Below are 12,287 nucleotides of genomic sequence, written 5' to 3'. Positions count from 1 at the left end.
GGTCAGGGCGCGCGCTTGGCATACCGTTGCGCGATCACGCCGCAGACGATCAGCTGGATCTGGTGATAGATCATCACCGGCAGCACGATCGCGCCGAGGCTGCCACCGGCGAACAGCACCTTGGCGATCGGAACGCCGGTGGCCAGGCTCTTCTTCGAGCCGCAGAACACGATGGCGATCTCGTCTTCGCGGTTGAAGCGCAGGCGGCGGGCGATGAAGGTGATCAGCGGCATGGCGATGCCCAGCAGTACCGCCGCCACCACCGCCACCGCCAACAGTGACAGCAGGGGCGTCTTGCTCCACAACCCCTCGGTAACCGCTTCGCCGAATGCCGAGTACACCACCAGCAGGATCGTGGCCTGGTCGGTGTAGCGCAGCAGCGCGCGCTGTTTCTCAACCCAGCCGGCGATCCACGGGCGCAGCAGGTGGCCGGCCACGAACGGCACCAGCAGCTGCAGCATGATGCCGCCGATGGCATGCAGCGGGTCGTGCACGCCGCCGGAGGTGCCGGCCAGTGCGGTCAGCAGCAGGGGCGTGAGGAACACGCCGAGGATGCTCGACAGCGAGGCACTGCACACGGCTGCCGGCACGTTGCCGCGCGCCATCGAGGTGAACGCGATGGACGACTGCACGGTGGAGGGCAGGGTGCACAGGAACAGCACGCCCAGGTACAGCTCAGGTGTCAGCAGCCAGCCGGACAACGGCTTGAACAACAGCCCCAGCAGCGGGAACAGGATGAAGGTGCAGGCGAGGATCGTCAGGTGCAGGCGCCAGTGCAGCATGCCGCCGATGATCGATTCGCGCGGCAGGCGCGCGCCATGCAGGAAGAACAGCGCGGCGATGGCGACGGTGGTGACATCGTCGAGCACCAGGGCGGCGGCGCCTTTCATCGGCAGCAGCGAGGCCAGGCCGACGGTGCACAGCAGGGCGAGGGTGAAGTTGTCCGGTCGCAGGCGCGACCACCAGCGGGTCATGGTGGATGGGCTCCTTGGTGCGGGGGGATTACCCCGGGAATCAGGGGGTGGAAGAAGGAATCGCCAGACGCTCGCGGGTGGCCGCTTCCAACGACTTCAGGCCGGCTCGCTGGCCCAGCTGCAGCGCCTGTTCCGGGCTGGCGTGTTCGTAGCGTGCGTTGACCAGGCCGAGCACGGCACCGGCGCGGTTGCCGGAAGCGCAGTGCAGCAGCACCGGCCCCTGGCTCTGCTGCAGCGCCTGGTGCACGGCGCGCAGGTTGGTGGCATCCAGGCCCTCGGCGCCGGCTACCGGGATGCGCACATAGCGCAGGCCGAGCACTTCGGCCTCGCGTGTTTCATCGAAGCCGCGATCTTCATCGGGTTGGCGCAGGTCGATCACCGTGCGCACGCCTTGTGCAGCCAGTTCGCGCAGTTGCGCGGCCGTGGGCTGGCCACCGGCGTAGAGGCCGGGGCGGACTTCAGCAAGGACAGGGTCCGCAGCCCAGGCCGGCAGGACCGGGAAGAGCGACAACAACAGCAGGCAGGTCAGACGCAGCAGCATGCTCTCTCCGGGGATGTGTTCTGCCGCTACAGGCGCAGATTGGCGCGTGCCTTAAGCAGTTCGCGCATCTCGTACTTGTCAGTATCGTCCAGACCCTGTTGTCGCTGCTTGGCGTTGAGGTCGTCGATCCGCTGGAACAGCAGCTGCTTCTCCAGCTGGCCGACCGCGTCATGCAGTTCCACCGTCCACATCGCTTCATCGCCCGCCAGCGTCTGCGCGGCCAAGGTGTGCAGCGAGGCCTGTTCTTCGCGGCCGTCGAAATGCTCCAGCAGGGCGCCGGTACTGATGTCCGGGCGCTGTTCGACCAGCCCCAGCAATTCCAGCAGCAGCTCAACGCCCGGCAGGCGCAGGCCCTGGAAGTGGTGCTTGCCGCCCAGGGTCAGGGCCAGCGACGGCTGCTGCAGCAGGACGGCGATCGCGCCGCGCACCAGGCTGCGCTTGGCCGCCGGTTGGATCGTGCGCGGAGCGGCGCGTTGTGGCATCTGCGGCCGGCCCGCCTGCGCGTTGCCACCCAGGCCGGTCAGCTGCGCCAACTGCTGCTTCATCAGGTCGCCGAAGGCACCATCGGGAATCTGCGCCAGCATCGGCTTGGCGCGCTCGGCCAGCCGTGCCTTGCCATCCAGCGTGCCCAGGTTGATCTCGCGGGTCAGCTCGTCGAAGAAGAACTGCGACAGCGGCGTGGCCTGCTTCAGGCGTTCGTCGAAGGCCTCGGCGCCTTCCTTGCGCACGATGCTGTCCGGGTCTTCGCCGTCGGGCAGGAACAGGAAGAAGGCCTGGCGGCCGTCCTTCATGCGTGGCAGCACCGATTCCAGCGCCTTCCAGCCGGCGCGGCGGCCGGCGGCGTCGCCATCGAAGCAGAAGAACACGTCCGGCGCGTTGCGGAACAACAGTTCGGCGTGGTCCGGCGTGGTCGCCGTGCCCAGCGTCGCCACCGCCTGGGTGACGCCGAACTGGAACAGCGAGACCACGTCCATGTAGCCCTCGACCACGATCAAGCGCTCGATCTTCTGGTTGGCCTGGCGCACCTGCCACAGGCCGTACAGTTCGCGGCCCTTGTGGAACAGCGCGGTTTCGGGCGAGTTGAGGTACTTGGGGCCGTCATCCTTCTCGAACACGCGCCCGCCGAAGGCGATCACCCGGCCACGGCGGTCGAAGATCGGGAACATCACCCGGTCGCGGAACTTGTCGTAGACGTGGCCGCGGTCGTTCTTGGAGAACAGGCCGGCGCGGTCGAGCAGTTTCATCCGCCGCTCGTCCTTGCCCAGTGCGTCGCGCAGGCCGCTGTAGCCATCAGGCGCATAGCCGATCTGGAAGCGCGCGCGGTTCTCTTCATCCACGCCACGACCGTCGAGGTAGCTGCGGGCTTTCTCGCTGCCCTCAAGGTTCTTCTGGAAGAACTTGGCTGCCGCGTCCAGCGCGGAATACAGCTCGCGGCTGTCATCCTGCTGCTGGGCACTGCGTGGGTTCTCGCTGCGCGGCACTTCCATGCCGGCACGCTTGGCCAGTTCATCCACCGCGTCGAGGAATTCGAGGCGGTCGTAGTTCATCAGGAAGCTGATGGCCGTGCCGTGCGCGCCGCAGCCGAAGCAGTGATAGAACTGCTTGGTCGGCGAGACGGTGAAGGAGGCCGAGCGTTCGTCATGGAACGGGCAGCGCGCGGCGTACTCCTTGCCTTGGCGCTTCAACGGCACGCGGCTGCCCACCACCTCGACGATGTCGGAGCGGGCCAGCAGGTCGTCGATGAAAGCGTCGGGGATACGGGCCATGGGCAACGAGGCAGGGCGTGGCGGCAGCCACGCGGAAGGGGGAAGTCAGTCCCCCTAGTTTACCCCTTGCCGGCCACGTTCCCGGGCGCGTTCGCCGCAGTGCCAGGGTCGATGCCGGCAGCGAGCAGATGATGGCGTGCGCGCAGGCGTTCATCGATCACCGCGGTCATCAGCGCGCCGACGAAGAAGACCACGGTGGCGTAGTAGATCCAGACCAGCGAGATCACCAGCGCACCCATCGAGCCGTAAGCGCTGCCCGGTGCGACGGTGGCGATGTACACGCCGATGCCATAGCGGCCGAGCGCGAACAGCGCCGAGGTGATGAGGCCGCCGATGAAGGCCTGGCGCCACGCCACGCGCCGGTCCGGCAGGTAGTGATACATGAAGGCGAAGCCGACCGCGTACAGCAGCAGGCTGGTCAGGTAGCCGATGGCCGGCAGGATCGAGGGCAGCTGCGCAAAGGCCACCTGCAGCACGGTGGTGGCGGTCATCGACAGGATCAGCAGGAAGCCCAGCGCCAGCACCACGCCGAAGGAGAACACGCGTTTGCGCAGCCACGCCTTGATGCCCTCCAGGCGTTCGCCGCTGGTGCGGAAGATCAGGTTCAGTGCGTTCTGCAACTGGGCAAACACCGCAGTGGCGCCAACGAACAGCAGCAGCGTGCTCCACAGCCCGGCCAGCGATCCGACGTCGGGCTGGTTGTCGGCATTCTTCAGCACGGTTTCGGCCACAGTCGCGGCACTGCTGCCGGCCACCGAGCTGATCTGGTCGACCAGGGCCTGCTGTGCCGGCGGATACAGCGAGGCGGTCAGCCACAGCAGCAGCACCAGCAGCGGCGCCATCGACAGCAGGGCATAGAAGGAAACCGAGGCGGCCTGGGTCAGCACGTCGATTTCGACGAAGCGCTTGACGACGGCCATCGGGAAACTGTCCTGCAGGCGCTTGATGTACTTGTGCAGGGACGCGGGGCCGCCGTGCGGCGCGCGGTCTTCGGGGGCGTGGGACGTTGGATCAACCATGCCGGAGTTGTAGCAGCACCACGTCGAAGACGCGGTGAAGCAGGTGCGCAGGAGCGCGTCCCGCAGTCCCTTCGCAGTGCGGAAGGGACCCGGGTCTGGCGTTGCTTACGACAGCGCCTGCTTGACCAGCTTGGACACCAGGCCCATGTCGGCCTGGCCGGCGAGCTTGGGCTTCAGCGCGCCCATCAGCTTGCCCATGTCGGCCGCGCTGCTGGCGCCGGTTTCGGCGATGGCCGCCTGGATGGCCGCGACGATCTCGGCTTCGCCCATCTTGGCCGGCAGGTAGGCTTCGATCACCACGATTTCGGCGCGCTCGATTGCCGCCAGGTCTTCGCGGTTGGCCGCTTCAAACTGGCTGACCGAGTCCTTGCGCTGCTTGACCATCTTGTCGAGCACGGCGATCACGGCGGTGTCGTCGAGTTCGATGCGCTCGTCGACTTCCTTCTGCTTGATGGCGGCGTTGATCAGGCGGATGACGCCCAGCTTGTGCTTCTCGCCGCCCTTCATGGCGGCCTTCATGTCTTCGGTGAGCTGCTGCTTCATGCTCATGACGAACCTCGTGGTGGTAGTGGGGCAGGGCGGATGCCCGGGCCCGGAAACGCAAAAAGCCGGCGACGCTCGCGCGTGCCGGCTTCGACTCCATCGCGGCAGGGAATGCCCACCGCAATGAAGATGCGTCCGATCAGTACAGGCGCTGACGCTTGGTAACGTCGCGCGAAGAGCGGCGCAGCTGACGCTTCACAGCAGCGGCGGCCTTGCGCTTGCGCTCCTGGGTCGGCTTTTCGTAGAACTCGCGCTTGCGGGTTTCGGCCAGCACACCGGCCTTTTCGCAAGTGCGCTTGAAGCGGCGAAGAGCAAACTCAAAGGGTTCGTTCTCGCGGACTTTGACGCTGGGCATGGAATCTCCGGGACACAGTAGAACCGGGTCACGCCCGGCGAGCCGCACATTATAGTGGCGAATAAACAAACTGCAAGCCACAAATCCTGAATAGGGGCAAGTTGTTGGATTGCAGTGAGGCCTGCCAGTTCCCCGAGGGGTTGGCAGGGGCGTCATAATAGCAGGCATGCGAGTCCTTGGCATCGAATCTTCCTGTGACGAGACCGGCGTGGCGGTGTATGACACCGACCTGGCCGGCAGCGCTGCCCTGCGCGCCCATGCGGTCTACAGCCAGATCGCCCTGCACGCCGAGTACGGCGGTGTGGTGCCTGAACTGGCCAGCCGTGACCACGTGCGCAAGCTGCTGCCGTTGATCCGGCAGACGCTGGCCGAGGCCGGGCTTGGCGTGAACGACATCGACGGGGTGGCCTACACCGCCGGCCCCGGCCTGGTCGGGGCGCTGCTGGTGGGCGCCGGCGTGGCCCGGTCGCTGGCCTGGGCGCTGGAGGTCCCCGCCGTGGGCGTGCACCACATGGAAGGTCACCTGTTGGCGCCGCTGATGGAAGACGATCCGCCGCAGGCCCCGTTCGTGGCCCTGCTGGTGTCCGGTGGCCATACCCAGCTGGTGGCCGTCGATGCCATCGGCCAGTACCGGCTGCTGGGCGAAACCCTGGACGACGCCGCAGGCGAAGCCTTCGACAAGACCGCCAAGATGATGGGCCTGCCGTACCCGGGCGGGCCGCAGCTGGCCGCGCTGGCCGAGCAGGGCACGCCGGGCGTCTACCGCTTCACGCGGCCGATGACCGACCGCCCGGGCCTGGATTTCAGCTTCTCCGGCCTGAAGACCCAGGTCCTGATGGCCTGGCGCGACAGCGACCAGAGCGAGCAGACCCGCGCCGACATCGCCCGTGGCTTTGAAGACGCCGTGGTCGAGACCCTGTGCATCAAGTGCGAACGCGCGCTGGAAGCGGCCGGCACCAATGTGATCGTGGTGGCCGGCGGCGTGGGTGCGAACAAGCGCCTGCGCGCCCGCCTGCAGCAGATGGCCGAGCGCCTCGGCGGCCGCGCCTGCTTCCCGCGGCCGGCGTTGTGCACCGACAACGGCGCGATGATCGCCTTCGCCGGCGCGCTGCGCCTGCTGGCGGGCCAGCACAGCCCCCCGAAGGTGGACGTCACCCCGCGCTGGGACATGGCGACGCTGCCGGCGGTGTGAGCCCCGCAACCGGTAGCGCCGGGCCATGCCCGGCGGACGCATTATGGACGCCCTGCCAACGGCGACGCCGCCAATACCGTCGTCGCCCGTTCATGGCGCTGCAGCCATGCCAGCGTGTGCGGGCACCGGGCGTGGATCAGCCGCCCGATCGCGGCCAGGTCGGCGCCGATGTCGCGCTCAAGGATCGGTTCGTGGTGGGCGATGCGGTTGCGCAGGTGGCGGATGCGGTCGAGGTCGGCATGGATGGTGGTGCGGATGGTGTCGACAGTCTTCTGTGGAGCGTTGGGCAGTGCGATCTTCAGGCTTCGCGTCCAGAGGGGCCCCTCAAAGCGCCGTGTAAAGAGTTGCTGCCAGAATGCGAATCGAAGGCTGGCGATGATCTCCGGCGTGTTCATCTGCTGATTCGATCGCTTGTGCAGGTCCTGCAGCGCCGACAGCGCGCCATCGGCGGGCATGCGCTGCAACAGTGCTGGATGCCATGGCCAGCGGGGACCATAGGCATGCGCCAGTGCTGCGGCGACTGCGTTGCGGATGACGATTTCACAGATGTGAAGCGGCGATAGCAAAGCGCCACACATCTGCATGTTCCAGACATACAGCGAGGTCGCATCCAGGGAATGACGGTCTGCGATGCGTTTGTAGGTTGACCAGCGTGGTCGGGATAGTGCTGCTTGCAGGATCCTCTGCTCTTTCATGGGCGGCGGAATCACGTTGTGGATCACCAGCGTGCGCCGGAAGCCATACGGGTGATATCGGGAAATGCCATCCGGTTGCCTGGCAGAACTCCCGACCGCATTCGGACTTCCCCGGAATGTCGTGAATGCCTCTGGACGACAGGGAAAATGACCTTCATCCTTTGCAGCGTGTGCTTCGGGACTCGCGGCTGGATTCCAGCTCCCCCCGAGGACGTTGAGAGGTACCAAAGGGCCCCGCTAGCAGGGCCCTTTGTCTTTTCCAGACCTTGCGAATGCCCGGCGACCCGCCTCCGTTCCGGGCAGGCTCACTGCCGTCCCGTTACCATGGCCGCCTGTTTTCCGGCTGGTAACCGCAATGGACAAGGTTTTCATCGAAGGGCTGACGATCGACGCCCTGATCGGCATCTACGATTGGGAGCGGCGGATCCGCCAGGACCTGGTGTTCGATCTGGAGATGGGGTTCGACAACCGTCGCCCGGCCGCCAGCGATGACATTGCCCATACCCTGAACTACAAGGCAGTCAGCAAGCGCCTGGAGCAGTTCGTGCGCGAATCGGAATTCGGCCTGGTGGAGACCCTGGCCGAGCGCTGCGCGCAGATCGTGCTGGACGAGTTCGACGTGAAGTGGCTGCGGCTGAAGCTGAGCAAGCCCGGGGCGGTGCGCGGTGCACGTGCGGTCGGCGTGATCATCGAACGCTCGCGGGACTGACACGCCGGTAATGCCGGCCGTCGGCTGGCAACCCCCGGTAGTGCCGGCCGCTGGCCGGCAACCTCAACAGCAATGAAGAAGGAGACAACCGATGGTGGACGCAGTGGTGGCGGTACAGTGGCTGGAAAAGCTGCAGAACACACTGGAACCCTATCCTGGCGCCTACCTGGCGTTGATGATCTCGGCGCTGCTGGTTGCCGCCGGCCTGGCCAACTGGGTGACCAAGCGCATCCTGCTGCGCGGCCTGCGTCGCCTGCTCAACCGCCTGCCCGGCGCCGATACCGGCCGCGGCAGCCATCTGATGCGGGTCATTTCGCGGCTGTCCAACGTGGTGCCCAGCCAGGTGATCGCCTCGGGCATCCGTATCGTGCCGGACCTGCCGCCGGGCCTGGTCGGCTTCATCATCGGTGCCTGCCAGGCGTGGGCGATCCTGACCGTTGTGCTGGCGCTGTCGCATGCGCTGGATGCGGCCAACGACCTGTACGAACGTCGCCCCGAGGCGCGCAACAAGCCGATCAAGGGGTACCTGCAGGTCGCCAAGATCATCATCTTCGTGATCGCCGGGCTGTCGATCGTTGCCACCCTCGCCGGTGTCGACCTGCGCTACCTGGTCACCGGCCTGGGCGCGGCCACCGCAGTACTGATGCTGATCTTCCAGGACACCATCCTGTCGCTGGTGGCCAGCGTGCAGATCAGTGGTGATGGGCGTATCCGTATCGGCGACTGGATCGAGATGCCCAGCCAGAATGCCGACGGCGATGTCATCGATATCGCCCTGCATACGGTGACGGTGCAGAACTTCGACAAGACCATCACCACCATCCCGACCAAGAAGCTGGTGACCGAGTCGTTCAAGAACTGGCGCGGCATGCAGGAGGCCGGTGGCCGCCGGATCAAGCGCGCGCTGTTCCTGGACCAGCACAGTGTGCGTTTCATGGAGGAGGACGACCTGGCCTTCCTCGGCCAGTTCGCCCTGCTGGGCGACTACCTGCGCGGCAAGCAGCAGGAGCTGGGCCAGTGGAACGGGCGCCTGCGCGAGCAGGGCGTGGCCGAGGTCAACAGCCGCCGGGTGACCAACCTGGGCACCTTCCGCGCCTACGTGGAGCGCTATCTGGCCAGCCATCCGGGCATCCATACCGATATGACCCTGCTGGTGCGCCAGCTGCAGCCGACCACCGAAGGCCTGCCGCTGGAGCTGTACTGCTTCACCCGCAGCACCGCCTGGGGCGAATACGAGGCGGTGCAGTCGGACATCTTCGACCACCTGCTGGCGATCCTGCCGGCCTTTGGCCTGCGGGTGTTCCAGGCGTCCAGCGACGCGATGTTGATGGCCGGGCAGCGCCAGTTGGCCGGCTCGGAGTAAGCTGCGATGCCCCCGGCCGGACCGTACGGATCCGGCTGGTGGCTGAAACTGAATGACGAAACCTCTCGCCAAATCGTCCGGGATCGCTAGAATGCCGGGCTTGTAAACGTTTTCATCAAGGACTGCCGGTGGCCTCCGATCGCATCGAATCCCTCATTGCCCAGATGACCGTCGAGGAAAAAGTCGGCCAGCTGGGTGTCTTCGCGGACATGGTCCGCCCGTTCGCCCCGGACGTGAACCCGGAAGCCAACGTGCGCAATGCCGACCAGGTGCTGCAGCAGGTGCGCGAGGGCAAGGTCGGCTCGCTGTTCAACGGTGTCGGCGCCGAGCTCGGCCGCCGCATCCAGCAGGTCGCCACCGAGGAGAGCCGCCTGGGCATCCCGGTGATCCTGGCGGCCGACGTCATCCACGGCATGCGCACGGTGTTCCCGATTCCGCTGGGCGAGGCCGCCAGCTTCGAGCCGGACCTGGCCGAGCGCACCGCGCGCGCCACTGCGGTTGAAGCTACCGCTGCCGGCCTGCACTGGACCTACGCACCGGCAGTGGACATCGCCCGTGACCAGCGCTGGGGCCGCGGTGCCGAAGGTGCCGGTGAGGACGTGGTACTGGGCTGTGCCTTCGCCGCTGCCCGCGTGCGTGGCTTCCAGGGCAGCGACCTGCGCGCCGCCGACTCGCTGCTGGCAACGCCCAAGCACTTCGCCGCCTACGGCGCGGTGATGGCCGGCATGGAATACAACATGGTGGACATTTCGCCGCAGACCCTGCGCGATGTGCACCTGCCGCCGTTCAAGGCGGCCTTCGACGCTGGCGCGATCACCGTGATGTCCTCGTTCAACGACATCAACGGCGTGCCGGCCAGCGCCAACGCCGAGCTGCTGACCGACATCCTGCGCGGTGAATGGAAGTTCCCGGGCGTGGTGATCTCCGACTACACCGCCGACATGGAACTGGTCGCGCACGGTTATGCCGCCGACGACCGCGATGCCACCGCCAAGGCGTTCACCGCCGGCCTGGACCTGAGCATGCAGAGCGGCTTCTACGCCGAGCACCTGCCGGGCCTGGTGGAGAGCGGCGAGGTGCCGATGAGCGTGCTGAATGAAGGCGTGCGCCGCATCCTGTGGCTGAAGGAGGCCATCGGCTTGTTCGACGACCCGTACCGTTCGCTGGACCCGGCGCGCGAAGCCGATACCTCCCATATCGACGCCCATGACGAACTGTCGCGTGATGCCGCGCGCCGTTCGATCGTGCTGCTGAACAACCGCGACAACGTGCTGCCGCTGCAGAAGAACGGGCAGAAGATCGCGCTGATCGGCCCGTTCGTGCAGGACCGCGACAACATCGAAGGCTGCTGGACGCTGTTCGGCGACAAGCAGCGTTACGTGGATCTGGAAACCGGCGTGCGCGCGGCCATCGGCGATGACACGCTGCTGGAAGTGGTCCCGGGTTGCGAACTGGAAGCCGCCATCGCCGGCGGCACCGAGGCGGCCGTGGCCGCTGCGCTGCGCGCCGACGTGGTGGTGCTGGCGCTGGGCGAGCCGCAGCGTTACAGCGGCGAGGCGCAGTCGCGCGTGGAGATCACCCTGCCGCCGGCACAGCAGGCGCTGGCCGAAGCGGTGGCGATGACCGGCAAGCCGCTGGTGGTGCTGCTGCGCAATGGTCGCGCGCTGGCCCTGCAGGGCGCGGTGCGCAATGCGCATGCCGTTGCGATCACCTGGTACCTGGGCACGCAGACCGGCCATGCCGTGGCCGATGTGCTGTTCGGCGATTACAGCCCCTCCGGCCGCCTGCCGGTCAGCTTCCCGCAGGTGTCCGGCCAGCAGCCGTACTTCTACAACCACCCGCGCACCGGTCGCCCGGAACTGCCGACGATGTCGGAATTCAAGGCACGCTGGCGCGAGATTCCGAACGAGCCGTTGTACCCGTTCGGCCATGGCATCGGCTACACCACCTTCGCCTACGGCGTGCCGCAGCTGAGCACTGCGCGCGTCGGCTGGGACGACACCCTGACCGTGACCACCACGCTGACCAATACCGGCAGCGTGGCCGGCGAGGAAGTGGTGCAGCTGTACATCCACGACCGCGTGGCCAGCCGCGTGCGGCCGGTGCGCGAGCTGAAGGACTTCCGCAAGGTGGCCCTGCAGCCGGGCGAGTCGGCCGAGGTGGTGTTCACCCTGACCCGTGAACAGCTGGCATTCACCGGCCGCGACGGCGTGCTGCGTGCCGAGCCGGGCCTGTTCGACGTGTGGGTGTGCGCCTCGTCGATGGCTGGTGACGCGGTGCAGTTCGAACTGCTGAAGGCCTGATCGGTAGAGCATCCACGCATGGCGTGGATCTACTGGCAATGAGTAGCGCCGGGCCATCCCCGGCGTCCTCACCCATGGCGAACACGCCGGGCACGGCCCGGCGCTACCATCGGAGCCTGATCCGATGGAGACCGCGCATGCGCACGATGGCCTACCTTGTTCCTGTCCTGTTGCTGGCAGCGTGCTCGCAGCCGGCACCGCCGCCCGAACCTGCCGCCGATGCGCCTCCGCCGATGACGGGCGCGACGCCGGCCGAGGCGGCCGCCAGCACCACGCCCGATGCGGTCGCCGCGCCACAGGCTGCGGCGGAGCACGCCAAGGATGCGGCTGCGACGCCGGCCGATGCTGCCAACCCCGCAGCACCTGTGGCGGCAGATGACGCCCGCGCGCGCATCGAGACGCTGCTCGGCGATGCGGCGCAGTATGAAAAAGTATTCACTGCCTTCAAGACAGCAGTGGTCGGTGGCGATCGCGCGGCGGTGGTTGAAGAAGTGCGTTTCCCGCTGAACATCAGCGGTGGCAGGAAGATCACCGGGCCCGGTGAATTCCAGCGCAACTACGAAAAGATCATCACCCCGGCGGTGGTCAAGGCGGTGTCCGCGCAGGACTTCGGCACGGTGTTCGTCAACCAGCAGGGCGTGATGATCGGCGATGGCCAGGTCTGGCTGACCGGCGAGTGCCTGGACAAGGCCTGCACGCGCACCGAGGTGAAGGTCGGCACCATCCAGTAACGAAAACGGCCCCGTATGCAGGGCCGTTCCAGATCGGTAGTGCCGGCCGCTGGCCGGCAACCAGGGCTCCTGCAGGTGCCGGCCAGCAGCCGGCAC

The 12,287-nt window shown here is 66.9% G+C and carries 12 protein-coding genes; 5 read left to right on the top strand and 7 right to left on the bottom strand.

What is annotated here, in order from left to right; all coding sequences use genetic code 11:
* Window positions 1–2: 2 nt before the first annotated feature.
* The 6 genes from AC3WTC_RS18095 to rpsU form a co-directional block, all read right to left on the bottom strand.
* Window positions 3–974 (bottom strand): bile acid:sodium symporter family protein, encoded by a 972-nt coding sequence (locus tag AC3WTC_RS18095; protein ID WP_093821016.1) that lies wholly within the window; start codon window positions 972–974, stop codon window positions 3–5.
* Window positions 975–1,014: 40 nt separating this feature from the next.
* Window positions 1,015–1,515: a protein tyrosine phosphatase family protein gene (locus AC3WTC_RS18090; protein WP_492712186.1), complete on the bottom strand. Its 501-nt coding sequence runs from the start codon at window positions 1,513–1,515 to the stop codon at window positions 1,015–1,017.
* 26 nt (window positions 1,516–1,541) lie between these two features.
* Window positions 1,542–3,281: a DNA primase gene (gene dnaG, locus AC3WTC_RS18085; RefSeq protein WP_481487255.1), complete on the bottom strand. Its 1,740-nt coding sequence runs from the start codon at window positions 3,279–3,281 to the stop codon at window positions 1,542–1,544.
* Window positions 3,282–3,340: 59 nt separating this feature from the next.
* A complete protein-coding gene (locus AC3WTC_RS18080) occupies window positions 3,341–4,300 on the bottom strand; it encodes a YihY/virulence factor BrkB family protein (RefSeq protein ID WP_051501539.1) in 960 nt (319 codons plus the stop codon).
* A gap of 105 nt (window positions 4,301–4,405) precedes the next feature.
* Complete coding sequence (locus tag AC3WTC_RS18075) at window positions 4,406–4,849, bottom strand: GatB/YqeY domain-containing protein (RefSeq protein WP_032975623.1); 444 nt, start codon at window positions 4,847–4,849, stop codon at window positions 4,406–4,408.
* A 133-nt stretch (window positions 4,850–4,982) separates the two neighbouring features.
* Window positions 4,983–5,198: a 30S ribosomal protein S21 gene (gene rpsU / locus AC3WTC_RS18070; protein WP_002808376.1), complete on the bottom strand. Its 216-nt coding sequence runs from the start codon at window positions 5,196–5,198 to the stop codon at window positions 4,983–4,985.
* Between the two features lie 166 nt (window positions 5,199–5,364).
* Here rpsU and tsaD point away from each other — a divergent pair, with 166 nt between their 5' ends.
* Entirely contained in the window at window positions 5,365–6,390 is a 1,026-nt protein-coding gene (gene tsaD, locus AC3WTC_RS18065; protein WP_049468546.1) for a tRNA (adenosine(37)-N6)-threonylcarbamoyltransferase complex transferase subunit TsaD, read from the top strand.
* 41 nt (window positions 6,391–6,431) lie between these two features.
* Here tsaD and AC3WTC_RS18060 read toward each other — a convergent pair whose 3' ends face one another.
* Window positions 6,432–7,085, bottom strand: coding sequence for a hypothetical protein (locus AC3WTC_RS18060; protein ID WP_140228274.1), 654 nt, complete (start codon window positions 7,083–7,085; stop codon window positions 6,432–6,434).
* Between the two features lie 355 nt (window positions 7,086–7,440).
* On the opposite strand from AC3WTC_RS18060, the gene folB reads away from it, so the two are divergent.
* The 4 genes from folB (at window position 7,441) to AC3WTC_RS18040 (ending at window position 12,191) form a co-directional block, all read left to right on the top strand.
* Window positions 7,441–7,794: a dihydroneopterin aldolase gene (folB, locus tag AC3WTC_RS18055; protein ID WP_025878255.1), complete on the top strand. Its 354-nt coding sequence runs from the start codon at window positions 7,441–7,443 to the stop codon at window positions 7,792–7,794.
* A gap of 91 nt (window positions 7,795–7,885) precedes the next feature.
* A complete protein-coding gene (locus AC3WTC_RS18050) occupies window positions 7,886–9,157 on the top strand; it encodes a mechanosensitive ion channel family protein (RefSeq protein WP_033830173.1) in 1,272 nt (423 codons plus the stop codon).
* Window positions 9,158–9,285: 128 nt separating this feature from the next.
* Window positions 9,286–11,460, top strand: coding sequence for a glycoside hydrolase family 3 N-terminal domain-containing protein (locus tag AC3WTC_RS18045; protein WP_492712152.1), 2,175 nt, complete (start codon window positions 9,286–9,288; stop codon window positions 11,458–11,460).
* Between the two features lie 137 nt (window positions 11,461–11,597).
* A complete protein-coding gene (locus AC3WTC_RS18040) occupies window positions 11,598–12,191 on the top strand; it encodes a hypothetical protein (protein WP_492712150.1) in 594 nt (197 codons plus the stop codon).
* Window positions 12,192–12,287 lie beyond the last annotated feature (96 nt).

The organism is Stenotrophomonas sp. FW305-C-20-S1 (genome assembly GCF_058783335.1).
This window is presented reverse-complemented; position numbering and strand designations above follow the sequence as displayed.

Bases quoted from the DNA above. Each gene is read 5' to 3' on its own strand.
- AC3WTC_RS18095 (WP_093821016.1), bottom strand. From the start codon at position 974: ATGACCCGCTGGTGGTCGCGCCTGCGACCGGACAACTTCACCCTCGCC.
- AC3WTC_RS18090 (WP_492712186.1), bottom strand. From the start codon at position 1,515: ATGCTGCTGCGTCTGACCTGCCTGCTGTTGTTGTCGCTCTTCCCGGTC.
- dnaG (WP_481487255.1), bottom strand. From the start codon at position 3,281: ATGGCCCGTATCCCCGACGCTTTCATCGACGACCTGCTGGCCCGCTCC.
- AC3WTC_RS18080 (WP_051501539.1), bottom strand. From the start codon at position 4,300: ATGGTTGATCCAACGTCCCACGCCCCCGAAGACCGCGCGCCGCACGGC.
- AC3WTC_RS18075 (WP_032975623.1), bottom strand. From the start codon at position 4,849: ATGAGCATGAAGCAGCAGCTCACCGAAGACATGAAGGCCGCCATGAAG.
- rpsU (WP_002808376.1), bottom strand. From the start codon at position 5,198: ATGCCCAGCGTCAAAGTCCGCGAGAACGAACCCTTTGAGTTTGCTCTT.
- tsaD (WP_049468546.1), top strand. From the start codon at position 5,365: ATGCGAGTCCTTGGCATCGAATCTTCCTGTGACGAGACCGGCGTGGCG.
- AC3WTC_RS18060 (WP_140228274.1), bottom strand. From the start codon at position 7,085: ATGAAAGAGCAGAGGATCCTGCAAGCAGCACTATCCCGACCACGCTGG.
- folB (WP_025878255.1), top strand. From the start codon at position 7,441: ATGGACAAGGTTTTCATCGAAGGGCTGACGATCGACGCCCTGATCGGC.
- AC3WTC_RS18050 (WP_033830173.1), top strand. From the start codon at position 7,886: ATGGTGGACGCAGTGGTGGCGGTACAGTGGCTGGAAAAGCTGCAGAAC.
- AC3WTC_RS18040 (WP_492712150.1), top strand. From the start codon at position 11,598: ATGCGCACGATGGCCTACCTTGTTCCTGTCCTGTTGCTGGCAGCGTGC.